The sequence below is a fragment of the Pseudomonas sp. TE3786 genome, assembly GCF_054057335.1.
Genome location: NZ_JBSRZF010000009.1, coordinates 1 through 15,746, shown reverse-complemented (window position 1 = coordinate 15,746; position 15,746 = coordinate 1). Strand labels below are relative to the sequence as shown.

Annotated in this window: 16 protein-coding genes; 10 read left to right on the top strand and 6 right to left on the bottom strand. The window is 59.0% G+C overall.

Features of this window, described 5'->3' with window-relative positions; translation table 11 throughout:
- Nucleotides 1-16 precede the first annotated feature (16 nt).
- Nucleotides 17-877 (top strand): ChaN family lipoprotein, encoded by an 861-nt coding sequence (locus ACVW0Y_RS11870; RefSeq protein WP_457438505.1) that lies wholly within the window; start codon nt 17-19, stop codon nt 875-877.
- Between the two features lie 330 nt (nt 878-1,207).
- Here the strand turns inward: ACVW0Y_RS11870 and ACVW0Y_RS11865 are convergent, their stop codons facing one another.
- The 5 genes from ACVW0Y_RS11865 to ACVW0Y_RS11845 all read right to left on the bottom strand — a co-directional run bounded on the left by ACVW0Y_RS11865 (nt 1,208) and on the right by ACVW0Y_RS11845 (nt 5,170).
- Nucleotides 1,208-2,005, bottom strand: a complete 798-nt coding sequence (locus tag ACVW0Y_RS11865; protein ID WP_457438503.1) for a Crp/Fnr family transcriptional regulator — start codon at nt 2,003-2,005, stop codon at nt 1,208-1,210.
- Between the two features lie 105 nt (nt 2,006-2,110).
- Nucleotides 2,111-2,383 carry a TfoX/Sxy family protein gene (locus ACVW0Y_RS11860; protein ID WP_108099972.1) on the bottom strand — a complete coding sequence of 91 codons (273 nt, stop codon included), beginning with the start codon at nt 2,381-2,383 and terminating at the stop codon, nt 2,111-2,113.
- Between the two features lie 33 nt (nt 2,384-2,416).
- On the bottom strand, nt 2,417-3,172 hold the full coding sequence (locus ACVW0Y_RS11855; RefSeq protein WP_457438502.1) for a class I SAM-dependent methyltransferase: 756 nt from the start codon (nt 3,170-3,172) through the stop codon (nt 2,417-2,419).
- On the bottom strand, nt 3,169-3,519 hold the full coding sequence (locus ACVW0Y_RS11850; RefSeq protein ID WP_457438501.1) for a pentapeptide repeat-containing protein: 351 nt from the start codon (nt 3,517-3,519) through the stop codon (nt 3,169-3,171). The genes ACVW0Y_RS11855 and ACVW0Y_RS11850 overlap by 4 nt, the downstream gene beginning before the upstream one ends.
- Nucleotides 3,520-3,607: 88 nt before the next feature.
- A complete protein-coding gene (locus ACVW0Y_RS11845; protein WP_457438500.1) occupies nt 3,608-5,170 on the bottom strand; it encodes a bifunctional aminoglycoside phosphotransferase/ATP-binding protein in 1,563 nt (520 codons plus the stop codon).
- 117 nt (nt 5,171-5,287) lie between these two features.
- Here ACVW0Y_RS11845 and mrcB point away from each other — a divergent pair, with 117 nt between their 5' ends.
- Genes mrcB through ACVW0Y_RS11830 form a run of 3 tightly spaced genes read left to right on the top strand, consistent with a single transcriptional unit; the run spans nt 5,288 to nt 8,709 of the window.
- On the top strand, nt 5,288-7,615 hold the full coding sequence (mrcB, locus tag ACVW0Y_RS11840; RefSeq protein ID WP_457438499.1) for a penicillin-binding protein 1B: 2,328 nt from the start codon (nt 5,288-5,290) through the stop codon (nt 7,613-7,615).
- Nucleotides 7,616-7,630: 15 nt separating this feature from the next.
- A complete protein-coding gene (locus ACVW0Y_RS11835) occupies nt 7,631-8,377 on the top strand; it encodes a tetratricopeptide repeat protein (RefSeq protein WP_457438498.1) in 747 nt (248 codons plus the stop codon).
- On the top strand, nt 8,377-8,709 hold the full coding sequence (locus tag ACVW0Y_RS11830) for a YqcC family protein (protein WP_457438496.1): 333 nt from the start codon (nt 8,377-8,379) through the stop codon (nt 8,707-8,709). The genes ACVW0Y_RS11835 and ACVW0Y_RS11830 overlap by 1 nt, the downstream gene beginning before the upstream one ends.
- A gap of 45 nt (nt 8,710-8,754) precedes the next feature.
- Here ACVW0Y_RS11830 and ACVW0Y_RS11825 read toward each other — a convergent pair whose 3' ends face one another.
- Nucleotides 8,755-9,195 (bottom strand): DUF4124 domain-containing protein, encoded by a 441-nt coding sequence (locus ACVW0Y_RS11825; protein ID WP_457438495.1) that lies wholly within the window; start codon nt 9,193-9,195, stop codon nt 8,755-8,757.
- A 408-nt stretch (nt 9,196-9,603) separates the two neighbouring features.
- Between ACVW0Y_RS11825 and ACVW0Y_RS11820 the strand changes: the two genes are divergently transcribed.
- The 6 genes from ACVW0Y_RS11820 to msrQ all read left to right on the top strand — a co-directional run bounded on the left by ACVW0Y_RS11820 (nt 9,604) and on the right by msrQ (nt 15,560).
- Nucleotides 9,604-11,328 (top strand): acetolactate synthase 3 large subunit, encoded by a 1,725-nt coding sequence (locus ACVW0Y_RS11820; RefSeq protein ID WP_457438493.1) that lies wholly within the window; start codon nt 9,604-9,606, stop codon nt 11,326-11,328.
- A 2-nt stretch (nt 11,329-11,330) separates the two neighbouring features.
- Entirely contained in the window at nt 11,331-11,822 is a 492-nt protein-coding gene (gene ilvN, locus ACVW0Y_RS11815; RefSeq protein ID WP_108099957.1) for an acetolactate synthase small subunit, read from the top strand.
- Between the two features lie 48 nt (nt 11,823-11,870).
- A complete protein-coding gene (ilvC, locus tag ACVW0Y_RS11810) occupies nt 11,871-12,887 on the top strand; it encodes a ketol-acid reductoisomerase (protein WP_108099955.1) in 1,017 nt (338 codons plus the stop codon).
- Nucleotides 12,888-13,047: 160 nt separating this feature from the next.
- Complete coding sequence (gene pssA, locus ACVW0Y_RS11805) at nt 13,048-13,863, top strand: CDP-diacylglycerol--serine O-phosphatidyltransferase (protein WP_457438490.1); 816 nt, start codon at nt 13,048-13,050, stop codon at nt 13,861-13,863.
- A 63-nt stretch (nt 13,864-13,926) separates the two neighbouring features.
- Nucleotides 13,927-14,934, top strand: coding sequence for a protein-methionine-sulfoxide reductase catalytic subunit MsrP (gene msrP / locus ACVW0Y_RS11800; protein WP_457438489.1), 1,008 nt, complete (start codon nt 13,927-13,929; stop codon nt 14,932-14,934).
- The gene (msrQ, locus tag ACVW0Y_RS11795) at nt 14,934-15,560 is read left to right on the top strand and encodes a protein-methionine-sulfoxide reductase heme-binding subunit MsrQ (RefSeq protein WP_457438488.1); all 627 of its coding nucleotides are present in this window, start codon (nt 14,934-14,936) and stop codon (nt 15,558-15,560) included. The genes msrP and msrQ overlap by 1 nt, the downstream gene beginning before the upstream one ends.
- Nucleotides 15,561-15,746: the final 186 nt, after the last annotated feature.

The window sequence follows — 15,746 nt, the reverse complement described above, 5'->3', positions numbered from 1 at the left end:
TTTTTAAGGATCTGCCATGCGTTTTGCTTTGCTGTTTTGTGTGTTTCTGACTGGCTGCCAAGCGCTGCCACCCCTGCCAATCTGGCAAGCGCCGAATGGTCGTGAACATGCCGATCTCGGTGTGATTCGCGATCTGAGTACCGGCGAGCAACTGACGCCCGAGCAGCTGGTTGAGCGTCTGGCACCTGCGGCTCGCGTGCTGGTGGGCGAACAGCACGACAATCCCGATCACCATGCTCTGGAGCTTTGGCTGCTGCAGGCGCTGGAGCAAAAGCGCGCGCAGGGCAGTGTGCTGATGGAAATGCTCACCCCGGACCAGCAGGCCAAGGTCGATCAGGCCCGGGGGCACGAGGTGACAGACCTGCCCGCCGCTTTGGCCTGGCAGAAGAACTGGGAATGGTCGATGTATGGGCCGATTGTGCGTCACGCCCTGTCGCAGCCCTATCCACTGCTGGCTGCCAACCTGGATCGCAGCGAGATCATGACGATCTACAAAGCCCGCCCCGTTTTGCAAGGCTCTGCCTCGACAGCGAAAAGCGTGCAGGAACCGCTGTTAGAGCAGATTCGCGAATCCCACTGCGGTTTGCTGCCGGAGGAGCAATTGCCAGCGATGCTGGCCGTGCAGCAGCAACGTGATCGGCGCATGGCCGAGCGTCTACTGGCCGCACCGCAGCCGGCGTTGTTGTTTGCTGGGGCCTTCCATGCGCGTCGCGACTTGGGTGTGCCGTTGCACCTTGGGGATCTGGGGGCCGGGCAGGGCACTATCAGCCTGGTATTGGCTGAGGTGGGTAAGCGGGTGCCGGCGAGCACGGCGGATTTCGTTTGGTACACCCCAGCACTGCCGGAGCAGGACCATTGCGCGGAGCTGCGCAAATAAGGTCGTTGTATACCGTTTCACTGAAACCCGCTTCGGCGGGTTTTTTATTGGCCGTGGGCGGCCCTTTTTCGCAGGCGCTTTTTTCCAGGTAAAAAAAGACCCGGCAAGAGCCGGGTCAAAAACCGTGATTAGCCTGATGAGGAGATAATCTGAAAAGTCCGACTGAAGGTCTCTCAGAATATCGACTGATCTCGCGACCAGTTGCGATAATAATAACAATTCTCATTTCTAAGTCAACACCCCTTCCTGATCTTTTTTCCGTCTGCCGAAAACGCCTGCTGCAGAAACACAAAACCCGGCACCAGGCCGGGTTTTGTAAGGGTTTGCGGCTCACTCGGCAGAGGGGAGACGCAGCTGCGTGACTTCCTTGTTCAGCAAGTCGATGCGGCGCGCCATGCTCTCGATCAGGCTGTGGGCGATGCGTGGATTGCTTTGGGTGAGGCTGAGGAACTGTTCTTTCGGGATCACCATCACGGTGCAAGGCTCGCTGGCCAATACGGTGGCGCTGCGCTTCTCGCGGGTGAAAACGGCCATGGCACCGAAGATTTCGTCCTTCTGTACATCGCCGACTTTATGCCCGTCGACATACGCCTCGGCATGCCCTTCGATGATGATAAATACGTGGTCGGCTTCGTCGCCCTGGTGAATCAGTTCTTCACCCGCAGCAAAGTGCTGGAAGCCGGTAGCCGGGCGGATCTCCGGTTGCTTCAGGCGCGCCAGGGCGTCCGAGAGCAGGGCGGTGTGGCCAATCAGGTACTGCACGAACAGTTCCAGGCGCACTTCGCTGGCGTAGATATGTTTGAACACTTCAGTGCGTGAGTAGGGCACCAGGCTCAGCGGCTCTTCGCTGCTGTAACGGCAGGTGGGGAACTCGATACCCTGGCGCAGGCCGAACAGATCGCCCTCCTGCAGGTAGAACAGCGGACGCTCATCGACCAACGCATGCAGCAAACCATTCTCGATGATAAACAACTGGTTGCCCGGCAGTTCCTGGGCCAGATCGTCAGTTCGCTCCAGGCGCAGTGTGGTGCCCGAAGGCGCAAGCCCTTCCAGCAGTTGCGTGGGGATGCCTTGCAGTCGGTTGATCAGCTGGTCGGCGTAGGCCGGTTGCTCCCCGAGTAGGTACATACAGTAATTCCTTGAACTGGCTGGGCTTACGAGAACGCACGAACGTCCCTGAAACAATAGTGCGCGCCTGCCCTGGCGTAAATCGTTGAGCGTGGAGGATGTGAGCTAGCTCTTATTGTTGGGTGGCATGGCGTCAAGTTGGCCATTCAACTCTGCTTTATGGGCCGGTGGCAACTCATTCCAATGTACATCCAGCAATGCGCCCTCAATGGCGTACAGCAAAACCTTGGAGGCTCTGAAACCACGGGCCTGCACAGCGCGATAGGCACCCACTGCCCCCAGGCGGCGTAGGTCGGTGGCGCTATGGATGCCGACGGCATGCAGCCATTGCGATGAGGTTTTCCCCAGGTTTTTCAGGTGTTGCAGTTCGTCGTTCATCGCGCCTCCTTGGCTGCCGTGCGTAGCCCGCAGTTACTTGTGCTGCGGGGACCCTGCAAGGAAGTGTAGCGGCCAGTTGATAAAACGTGGCTGTTTGATATCTCCCCAGGCTTGTTGCAGCTCCTCAGCCATTTCGCTGACCGGATCATGGCCATTTTTTCGCTCCCAGAGTTGGCAGGCCGACCAGGTACGCAAGTAGCCCAGCAGGTGGTCGAAATCCCATCGCGCCTGCATGGCGAATGCGGGCACGGCTACGCTTGGAAATGGCCGGGAAATATCGCTGTAACCCTCATCGATACTGGCACGCCCGCTAGGCCAGTAGCCGCCGAGGGTTTGCCAGTAAAAGGCATTGATCACGCGGTCGACCGTTTCATCAATACGCATCAGGCCATAGCACCAGGCGCAAAACAGGCCGCGTGGTTTCAGCAGGCGTTGCACCTCATCGAAAAAGCTCGGCGCGGCAAACCAGTGCAGCGCCTGGGCGACGATGATCAGATCCAGACTTTGGTTGGCCAAGGGTAACGCCTGAGCATCGGCAGCAAAGCGCTGGATGCCGGCGAGATCACTGCTGGCGGTAAGTTGCTCGAGGCTGGCATCGCAGGCCAGGACCTGCTGGAAATGCTCCAGCAGTGGCAGACTGGCCTGGCCGGAGCCGCAGGCGATATCCAGCGCCCGTTCGGTAGAGGGGCTGTTCGCTGCCAACCAGCTGAACAGTTCGGCGGGGTAGTGCGGACGGAAACTCGCATAAGCACCGGCACGAGCGCCGAACAGCTGGGAGATTTCACTCATTTGTCACTCGGCCGGTAGCGCATTCGGGTGCCGAAATTCAATGACATCAGAATTTCATCGGCGCTCAGCTCAACGGGGAAATACGCTCCGGATATCTGCGCGTGGGCAATGCTCGCGCCTTCCATCTGTGTGCTGCGCAGATCCAGGCCGCGCAGGTCGGCACCGCGGAAATAGCCGTTGGTGAAGTTGACGCCGTCAGCATCCAACTGGCGCAGGTCGAGGCCACGAAAGTCGCCATCGGTGAGGTTGGTATCGCCACCTTGGGCTTTCAGTGCGTTGAAGCCGGTTATGTCTTCGTTATGCAGCAGGGTGTAAAGCGGGCTATCCAGTTGCAGCGGCTTGGTCATGGCGGGTTTCCGGTGAGAGGTTCACCGGCAGTATAGGAAGCCGTGTCCAGCTCTGCTCGCTGGCTGGACGCGGCCTTTGCAGAGGCGCTTAGAGGCCAGGCAGGCGCTGACGGATGCGCTCGATCAGGGAGTCCAGGCTGGCGCTTTCATGGGTGTCTACCCGTTTGGTGTGCGCAAGCTCTTCGGCATCCAGCGGTTCGCGGCTGGCTTGTTGCGCCTGCACCACTTCCAGGGTTGCATCGGAAGGGTCCTGAGCGGCGGCCTGGCGCTGTGCCAACCAGCTGGCGATGACGGCCTCGGGTGCCTGGCAATCCAGAATCAGGAACGGTGCCCCGGTTTCCTGGGCGACATCCCTGGCCGCATGACGCTGGGCATGTTTGAGGTACGTGGCGTCGATCACCACCGGGAAGCCGGCGTGCAACGCGGCGTCAGCCAGTTGGTGCAGGCGTTGGTAGGTGGCGACGCTGGCGTCCTGGCTGTAGATGCCGGCAGTCAGTTGGCCTTGGTCAGTGCTTTTCTGCTCACCGAACAGCCGCTTGCGCTCAACATCCGAGCGCAGGCGGATAGCGCCGAGGGCCTCCACCAGGCGCATGGCAACATGGCTTTTACCCACCGCCGAAACGCCGTGGGTGATTGCCAGCAAGCGCGAAGGAATGGCGCTGTAGCTTTCCGCCAGGGTGGCGTAGCTGCGGTACTGACGCAGGATCACTGCGCGTTGCACCGGGTTTTCTTCCTGGCCGAGGCGGAACAGGCCGACCTTGCCGCGCACCATGGCGCGGTAGGCTTTGAAGAAATTGAGAATTTCCAGGGCGTCGTAGTCGCCGGTCTGCTCCAGCCAGCCGCTGATAAAACGTCGAGCCAGTGGTTTGAGGTTGCGGTCTTCAAGGTCCATGGCCAGGAACGCGGCATCGGCGGTCACATCGGTCAGGCGGAACGGTTCGTTGAACTCGATGCAGTCGAACAGCACCACCTTGCCGTCCAGAATGGTCGCGTTGCCCAAGTGAATGTCGCCGTGGCATTCGCGGATAAAACCTTCAATGCGGCGACGTTCGAACAGCGGCTGCAGGCGCTCGAAGCTGGCTTCGGCCCAGGCTTGCAGGGCGTCCAGTTGCACCAGGTCGGCTTTCTCGGACAGCATCGGGCGGATCTGTTCGAAGTTTTGTGTCACCGGCGCCATGATGGCCGCGGCGCTGGCCAGCGGGTGCTCGGGGGCAACCCGTGGCGCGTTGAGATGGAAGTGCGCGATCTGGCTGGCCAGTGCGTCGATATGGTCGGTGGTCAGTTCGCCACGGTTCTGCACTTCGGCCAGCAACTGGCTTTGTGGGAACTGACGCATCTTCAAGGCGTATTCGAATACCGCGCCGCTGCCGTTCAATTCTGGCGCTTCGGCGCTGCCAGTGATCGGCAGTACCTCAAGGTACAGGCCTTCGGTCAGGCGCTGGTTGAGGCGCAGCTCTTCGTTGCAGAAGTGCTTGCGGTCATCGAGGCCGGTGAAGTCGAGAAAACCGAAATTCACCGGCTTTTTGATTTTGTAGGCGAAGGGACCGGTCAACACCACCCAGGAAATGTGCGTTTCAATGACCTGGAAACTCTCCACCGGATGGGGGTAGAGGGCCGGGTTCTGCAGGGCAGCAATCAGGGTTTGGCTCACGGTCTTTCCTTGAATAACGGGCAGGATTCAGGTCGCCATTATGGCGGCTGTGAGCAAGTGTGCAAACCGCTGGCAGGCGTCTGTCTGGCCTAGGCAAAGTGCGTATAATGCGCCGCCATGACACGTACCCGATCTTCTCGCCCCTCTCGTTCGCGCCCTAAATCCCGTTCTGGTGGCATGCGCCCCTGGCTGGGCTGGCTGCTCAAACTCAGTCTTGTCGGCCTGGTGGTGGTGGCGGGTTTCGCTGTCTACCTGGATGCCGTGGTGCAGGAGAAATTCTCCGGCAAGCGCTGGACCATCCCCGCCAAGGTGTATGCCCGGCCGCTGGAGTTGTTTGTTGGTCAGAAGCTGGCCAAGGACGATTTCCTCACCGAGCTCGACGCCCTCGGTTACCGCCGCGAAACCACAGTGACCGGCCCTGGTGCGGCGGTGGTGGGTGGCAATACCATCGACCTGAATACCCGCGGCTTCCAGTTCTATGAAGGTGCCGAGCCCGCCCAACGCATTCGAGTCAAATTTTCCGGTGATTACGTAGCCGGGCTGAACCAGGCCAGCGGCCAGGATCTGGCGGTCGCGCGCCTGGAGCCGCTGCTGATTGGCGGCCTGTATCCGGCGCACAACGAAGACCGCATTCTGATCAAGCTCGACCAGGTGCCGCCTTACCTGGTGGAAACCCTGGTCGCAGTGGAAGACCGCGAGTTTTTCCACCATTTCGGTGTGTCGCCAAAATCCATCGCCCGAGCCTTCTGGGTCAACGCCAGCGCCGGCCAGATGCGCCAAGGCGGCAGTACCCTGACCCAGCAGTTGGTGAAGAACTTCTTCCTGACCAGCGAGCGCAGTCTGACCCGTAAGGCCACCGAAGCAATGATGGCGGTGCTGCTGGAGGTGCATTACAGCAAGCAGGAAATCCTCGAGGCCTACCTCAACGAAGTGTTCCTGGGGCAAGACGGTCAACGTGCGGTGCACGGCTTTGGCCTGGCCAGTCAATACTTTTTCAGTCAGCCCTTGGCTGAGCTGAAGCTGCATCAAGTGGCCTTGCTGGTCGGGATGGTGAAAGGTCCGACCTTCTACAACCCACGCCGCAATCCTGATCGGGCCCTCGAGCGCCGCAACCTGGTGCTCGACCTGTTGGCCGCGCAGAACGTGGTGACGGTAGAGCAGGCTGAAGCTGCGAAGAAAATGCCCCTGGGCGTGACCAAGCGCGGCAGCATGGCGGACAGTTCCTACCCAGCCTTCCTCGATCTGGTCAAACGCCAGCTGCGTCAGGACTACCGCGACGAAGACTTGACCGAAGAAGGCCTGCGGATTTTCACCAGCTTCGACCCGATTCTGCAGCAGAAAGCCGAAACTGCTCTGCGCACCACTTTGACGGGCTTCAAAGGCCGCAAGGGGGTGGATGAAGTGGAGGCGGCAATGGTGGTAACCAATCCGGAAAGCGGTGAGATCCAGGCCATGCTGGGCAGTCGCCAGCCGCGCTTCGCCGGCTTCAACCGGGCGCTGGATGCCGTGCGGCCAATCGGTTCGCTGGTTAAACCGGCGGTTTATCTGACGGCCCTCGAACGTCCAAGTCAGTACACCCTGACCAGTTGGCTGGAAGACGAGCCGTTCTCGGTGAAAGGCAAGGATGGTCAGGTCTGGACCCCGCAAAACTACGATCGCAAGGCCCACGGCACCATCTACCTGTACCAGGGCCTGGCGAACTCCTACAACTTGTCGACCGCCAAACTCGGCCTTGAGCTGGGCGTGCCCAACGTGCTGAAAACCCTTGAGCGCCTGGGTGTGTCGCGTGAGTTCCCAGCATTTCCATCGATGCTGCTGGGGGCGGGTGCGCTCAGCCCGATCGAAGTGGCCGGGATGTACCAGACCATCGCCAATGGCGGATTCAACACTCCGCTTCGCGGTATTCGCAGCGTGTTGACGGCCGAAGGGGAACCTCTCAAGCGCTATCCGTTCCAGATTCAGCAGCGCTTCGATCCCGGTGCCATCTACCTGGTGCAGAACGCCATGCAGCGAGTGATGCGCGAAGGCACTGGGCGTTCGGTTTATAGCCAGTTGCCGTCCTCGCTCAACCTGGCTGGCAAGACCGGTACCAGTAACGACTCGCGTGACAGCTGGTTCGCGGGTTTCAGCCAGGACCTGCTGGCCGTGGTGTGGATGGGCCGTGATGACAATGGCGGCACGCCATTCACCGGTGCCACCGGGGCGCTGCAGGTATGGACCGGGTTTATGAAGCAGGCTGACCCGCTGCCGTTGAACATGCCACTGCCGGATAACGTGGTGCAGGTGTGGGTCGATGCCAACAACGGTCAGGGCTCCGATGCGAGCTGCCCGAATGCCGTGCAGATGCCGTATATTCGCGGCAGCGAGCCGGCAGCCGGCTCCGCATGTGGTGGGCAGGCGCCTGCCGGTGAAGTGATGGACTGGGTGCGCGGTTGGATGAATTAAGTGATGAGGTGCTCAGTGAATAAGTGGTTGATTCCCGTATTAATGGCCACCAGCGTGCTGACCGGTTGTGCCAGCGTTCAGCGCGGCTCGATTCCCGTCGTCGACTCCGGTGCGCCGCTCTCCAATGATCGTCCTCCGGCCAATGGTCGTGCCTCCACCGGCGGCTACGCCCAAGCACCGGCTCAGTCGCAAAGCCAGGCGGTGCCGCAGGATTCCGGCGTGGTGGTGATGGTGCCGGGTCAAGGTAAGGTGGCGACGCCTATTCAGACCTATCCGGCCGGTGGCTCGGCAGTGGGTAGTTCGCCCATTACCCCGGGCGGTATTACCCCCGGGCCGATCACTACGGGGCCGATTACACCGGGAGCCGCCAGCACCTATAACGCGCCGACGGCGCCGAGCGGTATTCCGTCGGCGGGCGGTCTGGCTGCCGATGAGCAACTGGACGGCCCGGTGCTGGCCCTGTTGACCACCGCGCAGCAACAGCAGAGCAGCGGTGATCTGAATGGCGCTTCGTCGAGTCTGGAGCGTGCCCAGCGTATTGCCCCCAGCGAACCACAGGTGCTTTACCGCCTGGCGCAAGTGCGTCTGGCCCAGGGCGACGCCGCTCAGGCGGAACAGGTGGCACAGCGCGGTCTGACCTATGCCAGCGGCCGTCCCACCTTGCAGGCCAGCCTTTGGGGGCTGATTGCCCAGGCTCGGGAAAAACAAGGCAATGCCTCCGGTGCCGCACAGGCGCGCCAACGGGCTCAGGTAAACCTTTGATGGATCGGCGTCTGCCCGCGCTGGCCGATCATCTGCTGCTGATCGAGCGCGAGTTGCGCGCACAGGGCTGGTGGTCGGCAACCCCGCCTTCGGCCGAGGCGCTGGCCAGTGTCGAGCCATTCTGCGTCGATAGCCTGGCGTTCGAGGAGTGGCTGCAGTGGATCTTTGTGCCGCGTATGAAGCTGATCATCGAAAGCGGGCAACCGTTGCCATCGGTGTCCGGCATTCGGCCGATGGCGGAAATGGTCTACAGCGCCAACCTCGGCAAGGCCAAGGGGCTGTTGGTGTTGCTGGGGGAGTTTGACGGCTTGATTGGCGCCGCCAAGGCCTGAATTAGCTGGATGAAGCGACGCGCAACGCCAGGTTGCGCGCTTCGATCACTTGCAGTTTTCGGCGATACCTTTCTGGCTTTCGGCGATTCTGGTCTGGCGTTCTTCTTCCGTAAGGCGACGGGTTTCGCCATTCACTTCGGCCGACAGGCGCGGGTTGTTCTGCAACTGGGCCAGATTTGTCCGAGTGCCTTCGCAGTACTTCTGCCTCTGCTCTTCGCGCTCAGCGACTTCTTTCTTGACCTTCTCATCGATGGCCTTTTGCGCCGGATCGTCGGCCGAACCCGACGTTGGCAGGGTAGGGAGCGGCTGTGGGGCCGGCTTGGGTTGGGCGACACCGGTATTGATCGGGGTGGCGTCCTGACCTTGCGGCGGTTGGGCACCGAAGTGGGTATTACCCTGTGCATCGACCCATTTAAAAACCTGGCTGGCCGAGGCGGTGGCGCTCAAGGCAAGCAGCAGGCTGCCGGTGATAATCATGCGTCGCATGCTGTGTCCTTCTGATTAGCGGCGGAACTTGCTGCTAACTATAACCAAATCCAGCCACTCGTCACCCTGCGCCATGTCACAGCTGCAAATCGAAGAAAGCACAACGGATGACTTGACTTGAGTGCCCTGAATCCGAACAATTCGACGTTCGCTGTAGTGGAGTCGGCCGCAAGCAGGCTTTAGCTCAGCAGACATGAGGCGCATACCCGTGCCGACCTGTTACACCCGCAACGCGTTACCTCGCGCTGGGTGGGAAAACCCCGAAACACTTAGGGGCGTTCCCAATACTTGCTCAAGTAGTAGCTGGCGTAGTCGGCGACCACCGTCGCTCATGCTCTGCTTGGCGGTAAACCTATTCGGACCCGTTCGTTTGTGAGCGGTTCTCTAAGCGTTTTAGAGGTGAACAACGTGGAGCTTTTATCTGGCGCTGAAATGGTCGTCCGCTTTTTGCGTGACGAAGGCGTTAAGAATATCTACGGGTACCCAGGTGGTGCTCTTCTGCATATTTACGATGCCCTGTTCAAAGAACCGGAAGTGAATCACATCCTGGTTCGTCACGAGCAAGCCGCAACCCATATGGCTGACGGTTACGCTCGAGCAACCGGCAAGGCTGGTGTCGTACTGGTGACCTCGGGTCCTGGTGCGACCAACGCCATTACCGGTATCGCTACGGCCTACATGGACTCGATCCCCATGGTCATTCTGTCCGGCCAGGTGCCGAGCACCATGGTGGGCACCGATGCGTTCCAGGAAACCGACATGATCGGTATCTCCCGGCCGATCGTGAAGCACAGCTTTATGATCAAGCACGCTTCGGAAATCCCGGAAGTCATGAAGAAGGCTTTCTATATCGCTCAGTCCGGCCGCCCAGGCCCGGTTGTGGTCGATATCCCGAAAGACATGACCAACCCGGCTGAAAAGTTCGAATACGTCTACCCGAAGAAAGCCAAGCTGCGCTCTTACAGCCCTGCCGTACGTGGCCATTCCGGGCAGATTCGCAAAGCGGCCGAAATGCTGCTGGCCGCCAAGCGCCCGGTTCTGTACTCCGGTGGTGGCGTGATCATGGGCAATGCCGCCGAGCCGCTCACCGAGCTGGCGAAAATGCTCAATCTGCCAGTGACCAACACCCTGATGGGCCTGGGTGGTTTCCCAGGTACCGATCGCCAGTTTGTCGGCATGCTGGGTATGCACGGCAGCTACACCGCCAACCTGGCGATGCACCATGCGGACGTGATTCTCGCCGTCGGCGCGCGCTTCGATGACCGTGTTATCAACGGTGCCTCGAAGTTCTGCCCGAACGCCAAGATCATCCATATCGATATCGACCCGGCTTCTATCTCCAAGACCATCAAGGCCGACGTGCCTATCGTTGGCCCGGTGGATAGCGTGCTGACCGAGATGGTCGCAATCCTCAAGGAAATCGGCGAAACCCCGAACAAAGATGCGGTGGCCAGCTGGTGGAAACAGGTTGATGAGTGGCGTGCCGGTGGCGATCTGTTCCCCTACGAAAAGGGTGACGGTTCCATCATCAAGCCACAGACCGTGATCGAGACCCTGAGTGAAGTAACTGGCGGCAACGCCTTTGTGACTTCCGACGTGGGTCAGCATCAAATGTTCGCTGCACAGTACTACCGCTTCAACAAGCCTAACCGTTGGATCAACTCCGGCGGCCTGGGCACCATGGGTTTCGGTTTCCCGGCGGCCATGGGCGTCAAGCTGAGCTTCCCGGATGACGACGTTGCCTGCGTAACCGGCGAAGGCAGCATTCAGATGAACATTCAGGAACTGTCCACCTGCCTGCAGTACGGCTTGCCGGTGAAGATCGTCAACCTGAACAACGGTGTACTGGGCATGGTTCGCCAGTGGCAGGACATGAGCTACAGCGGTCGTCACTCGCACTCCTACATGGAGTCGTTGCCAGATTTCGTCAAATTGGTCGAAGCTTATGGCCACGTGGGTATGAAGATCACCGATCTGAAAGACCTGAAGCCGAAGATGGCCGAAGCGTTCGCGATGAAAGATCGTCTGGTGTTCCTCGATATCCAGGTCGATACCAGCGAGCACGTTTATCCGATGCAGATCAAAGACGGCTCCATGCGTGACATGTGGCTCAGCAAGACGGAGCGGACATAATCATGCGACATATCATCTCTCTGCTTCTGGAAAACGAACCGGGCGCGTTGTCCCGTGTTGTGGGGCTGTTCTCCCAGCGTAACTACAACATCGAAAGCCTGACCGTAGCGCCAACCGAAGACCCGACTCTGTCGCGTCTGACCTTGACCACCGTTGGCCATGATGAAGTGATCGAGCAGATCACCAAAAACCTCAACAAGCTGATCGAAGTGGTCAAGCTGGTGAATCTGTCGGAAAGCGCCCATATCGAGCGCGAGCTGATGTTGGTAAAAGTCAAAGCGACAGGCGCTCAGCGTGCCGAGATCAAACGTACTACCGATATTTTCCGTGGCCAGATCGTGGATGTGACCAGCAGCGTCTACACCATCCAGCTCGCGGGAACCAGCGACAAGCTGGACAGTTTCATCCAGGCTGTGGGCACTAGCTCGATTCTGGAAACTGTCCGCAGTGGCGTCACCGGCATCGCCCGGGGCGACAAAGTTCTGAGCATCTAACTCATTTAGCGCGAGGCCCCAGCGGGCCTCAGAAATCAGGGGAAATTCATGAAAGTTTTTTACGATAAAGATTGCGACCTTTCGATCATCCAGGGCAAAAAAGTAGCCATCATCGGTTACGGCTCCCAGGGCCACGCTCAGGCATGCAACCTGAAAGACTCCGGCGTAGACGTAACCGTCGGCCTGCGTCCAGGTTCCGCTACCCGCGCCAAGGCTGAAGCTCACGGTCTGAAAGTGGCTGACGTGCCTGCTGCCGTTGCCGCTGCTGACCTGGTCATGATCCTGACCCCAGACGAGTTCCAGTCCCAGCTGTACAAAAACGAAGTCGAGCCGAACATCAAGAAGGGCGCCACCCTGGCCTTCTCCCACGGCTTCGCGATTCACTACAACCAAGTCGTACCGCGCGCTGACCTCGACGTGATCATGATCGCGCCGAAGGCTCCGGGCCACACCGTACGTACCGAGTTCGTAAAAGGCGGCGGTATTCCTGACCTGATCGCTGTCTACCAGGATGCTTCCGGCAACGCCAAAAACGTTGCTCTGTCCTACGCTTCGGGCGTTGGCGGTGGCCGTACCGGTATCATCGAAACCACCTTCAAAGACGAAACCGAAACCGACCTGTTCGGCGAGCAAGCTGTTCTGTGCGGCGGTACCGTTGAGCTGGTCAAAGCTGGCTTCGAAACGCTGGTTGAAGCTGGCTACGCGCCAGAAATGGCCTACTTCGAGTGCCTGCACGAGCTGAAGCTGATCGTTGACCTCATGTACGAAGGCGGTATCGCCAACATGAACTACTCGATCTCCAACAACGCCGAGTACGGCGAGTACGTGACCGGTCCGGAAGTGATCAACGCCGAATCCCGTCAAGCTATGCGCAACGCTCTGAAGCGCATCCAGGACGGCGAATACGCCAAGATGTTCATCAGCGAAGGTGCCACCAACTACCCATCGATGACCGCCAAGCGCCGTAACAACGCCGCCCACGGTATCGAGATCATTGGTGAGCAGTTGCGTTCCATGATGCCGTGGATCGCAGCCAACAAGATCGTCGACAAAGCCAAGAACTAAGGCTGTCGATATCTAGAAAGAACGCGGCTACGGCCGCGTTTTTTCGTTCTAGGCTAAGGCTTCTGGTATAAAGCCTCAGTGCCCAGAGGTGCTGGGTCGGGCTGAACCCCGGACTGGCCTACTGGTCGAAAACTTTCCAAACCGTTGCAAGGTGTTGTTCATGAACGAACGTCCCGAGGAGCCGGCTAACGGCTCCGATGCAGAGAGCCTGCTGCCAATCGATGAACATGTTGAAGAGGGTCATGACGCCGAAGGGCGCAAAGTCCGGCACCGCGGTATCTATCTGCTGCCTAACCTGTTCACCACGGCCAACCTGTTCGCCGGCTTTTACTCGATCATCAATGCCATTAACGGCAACTTCTATGTGGCAGCGGCAACAGTGTTTGTTGCCATGGTGCTCGATAGTCTCGATGGCCGGGTTGCCCGTCTGACCAATACCCAGAGTGCATTCGGCGCCGAGTACGACTCGTTGTCCGATATGGTCGCCTTCGGTGTGGCACCAGCGATTCTCGCTTTCGAGTGGGCGTTGGGCAGCATGGGCAAGGTTGGTTGGATGGTGGCATTCATCTATGTGGCGGGTGCTGCACTGCGTTTGGCGCGGTTCAATACCCAGATCGGTACCGTCGATAAGCGCTTTTTTATCGGTCTTGCCAGCCCGGCTGCAGCTGGCGTGGTGGCGGGTACAGTATGGGCGTTCAGCGATTTCGGTATTCAGGGCTCGAACATGTCGTTTGTGGTGGCCTTGCTGGTCGCTGCAGCCGGTATGTTGATGGTCAGCAATATCAAGTACCACAGCTTCAAGGATCTCGATCTGAAAGGTCGCGTGCCGTTCGTGGCAATTCTTGCTGTGGTGTTGGTGTTCGCCGTGGTGTTCAGCGATCCGCCGCGCATTCTGCTGCTTATATTCCTCGCCTATGCTGCGTCTGGTCCTGTGCAATACCTGTTGCGCCTGCGTCGCCGTAAAACTGCCGAGTGATGTAATTTCCCCCAGGCTCCGCGGTCTATTGGCGCATCAGTCACTGATAGTCGCGGAGTTCTTATGCTGATCAAAAAACCTTCTGCTTCCGCGTCGCGTGAAAACGACGTCACTCCTGAGTCGATTTACCTCTCTCGTCGTTCATTCTTTGCTGCCGCTGGTGGCGTTGCCGCTGTGTTGGCGTTGCCTCAAGCGGTTCAGGCGGATGCATCGCTCTATGCGGGTGTCGAGCCGGCGCAAGCGCCTGGGTGGTTCGCGGATAAATTGAAGGCGGCGAAATGGCAGGCCGTTACGGCGGGCAATGAAAGCCTCACGCCCTATAAAGACGCCACTCACTACAACAACTTCTACGAGTTCGGGCCTGACAAAGGCGATCCGGCGCGTCTGGCTGGAGCGTTCAAGTCCGAACCCTGGACTGTGATGGTGGATGGTGAGGTGGGTAAGCCGGGCCGTTATTCGGTCGAAGATCTGTTCAAAGAGCAGCAGCTTGAGGAGCGCATCTATCGTCTGCGCTGCGTGGAGGCGTGGTCGATGGTGATTCCCTGGTTGGGGTTTTCTCTGGGGGACGTGCTCAAGCGTTTCGAGCCGACGGCGAACGCTAAGTACGTGCGCTTCGAAACCATCGTCGATCGCGAAGAGATGGAAGGGCAGAGCTCCAGCTTCTCGTTGATCGACTGGCCTTATATAGAAGGCTTGCGCTTGGATGAGGCGATGCATCCGTTGGCGATTCTCGCCGTTGGTATGTATGGCCGCGTACTCCCGGCGCAGAACGGCGCGCCGTTGCGGTTAGTGGTGCCATGGAAGTACGGGTTCAAGAGCATCAAGTCGATCGTGCGGATCACGCTGACGGCCGAGCAACCGAAAAACACCTGGCAAGCACTTGCGCCTGATGAGTACGGCTTCTATGCCAATGTGAATCCGACGGTCGATCACCCGCGCTGGACCCAGGCCCATGAGCGGCGGTTACCCAGCGGTCTGTTCAGCCCGAACGTGATGCCAACTCGGTTATTCAATGGCTATGACGAAGTCGCCGGGCTTTACAGCAACTTGGATCTGCGGACGAATTACTGATGCGATATCGGCTTTGGCGTGTAGCGGTCTTTTGTGTTGTGCCCATTCTTCCTTTGTTCTGGCTGTACCAGGCCTGGGCGTTCGCCCTGGGTCCCGATCCAGGCAAAGCGCTGGTCGATCGCTTGGGTTTGGCGGCATTGGCGTTGCTTTTGATCACCTTGGCGATGACGCCTCTGCAGCGGCTTGGGGGCTGGGGTGGGTGGCTGGCCGTACGGCGACAGTTGGGCCTTTGGTGTTTTACCTATGTGGTGCTGCATCTATCGGCTTATGCGGTATTTGTTCTCGGCCTGGATGGTGGGCAGTTGCTGATCGACTTGCGTAAACGACCTTATATCTTCGTCGGAGCGCTGGCCTTTCTAGGGTTGCTTGCTTTGGCGCTGACTTCCAATCGCTGGAGCATGCGTAGGCTAGGTCGGCGCTGGAAGGTGCTGCACCGCCTAGTCTATGTCGTACTGGCGTTGGTGTTGCTGCACATGCTCTGGGTCGTGCGGGCAGATATAGAAGAGTGGCTAATTTATGCCGTGATTGGCTCGTTCCTTATGGCGTTGCGCATTCCTGGAGTTCTGGCGCGCCTGAACCGCTTGATTAGTGGCTTTAGGGTTAAATCGCAAAAGTTGTCGCAATAATGCCTTGACGGGTTTTTGTGGGTGCTTATAATGCGCACCACTTCCGGCGCGGAAGGCTCTTAAAACTTCAAGTTAATCAATAAGTTAGCTGGAAATTAAGGGTTGCAAAGCAGAGTGATCTGCGTAGAATGCGCCGGGCTGGCAGGGTTGAGGTTTGGCCCTGTTAGTCGATCGGATGAGTTGATC

What these genes read in the sequence shown, in the direction of transcription:
- ACVW0Y_RS11870 (WP_457438505.1), top strand. Translation starts at nt 17, where the DNA reads ATGCGTTTTGCTTTGCTGTTTTGTGTGTTTCTGACTGGCTGCCAAGCG.
- ACVW0Y_RS11865 (WP_457438503.1), bottom strand. Translation starts at nt 2,005, where the DNA reads ATGTACCTACTCGGGGAGCAACCGGCCTACGCCGACCAGCTGATCAAC.
- ACVW0Y_RS11860 (WP_108099972.1), bottom strand. Translation starts at nt 2,383, where the DNA reads ATGAACGACGAACTGCAACACCTGAAAAACCTGGGGAAAACCTCATCG.
- ACVW0Y_RS11855 (WP_457438502.1), bottom strand. Translation starts at nt 3,172, where the DNA reads ATGAGTGAAATCTCCCAGCTGTTCGGCGCTCGTGCCGGTGCTTATGCG.
- ACVW0Y_RS11850 (WP_457438501.1), bottom strand. Translation starts at nt 3,519, where the DNA reads ATGACCAAGCCGCTGCAACTGGATAGCCCGCTTTACACCCTGCTGCAT.
- mrcB (WP_457438499.1), top strand. Translation starts at nt 5,288, where the DNA reads ATGACACGTACCCGATCTTCTCGCCCCTCTCGTTCGCGCCCTAAATCC.
- ACVW0Y_RS11830 (WP_457438496.1), top strand. Translation starts at nt 8,377, where the DNA reads ATGGATCGGCGTCTGCCCGCGCTGGCCGATCATCTGCTGCTGATCGAG.
- ACVW0Y_RS11825 (WP_457438495.1), bottom strand. Translation starts at nt 9,195, where the DNA reads ATGCGACGCATGATTATCACCGGCAGCCTGCTGCTTGCCTTGAGCGCC.
- ilvN (WP_108099957.1), top strand. Translation starts at nt 11,331, where the DNA reads ATGCGACATATCATCTCTCTGCTTCTGGAAAACGAACCGGGCGCGTTG.
- ilvC (WP_108099955.1), top strand. Translation starts at nt 11,871, where the DNA reads ATGAAAGTTTTTTACGATAAAGATTGCGACCTTTCGATCATCCAGGGC.
- pssA (WP_457438490.1), top strand. Translation starts at nt 13,048, where the DNA reads ATGAACGAACGTCCCGAGGAGCCGGCTAACGGCTCCGATGCAGAGAGC.
- msrP (WP_457438489.1), top strand. Translation starts at nt 13,927, where the DNA reads ATGCTGATCAAAAAACCTTCTGCTTCCGCGTCGCGTGAAAACGACGTC.
- msrQ (WP_457438488.1), top strand. Translation starts at nt 14,934, where the DNA reads ATGCGATATCGGCTTTGGCGTGTAGCGGTCTTTTGTGTTGTGCCCATT.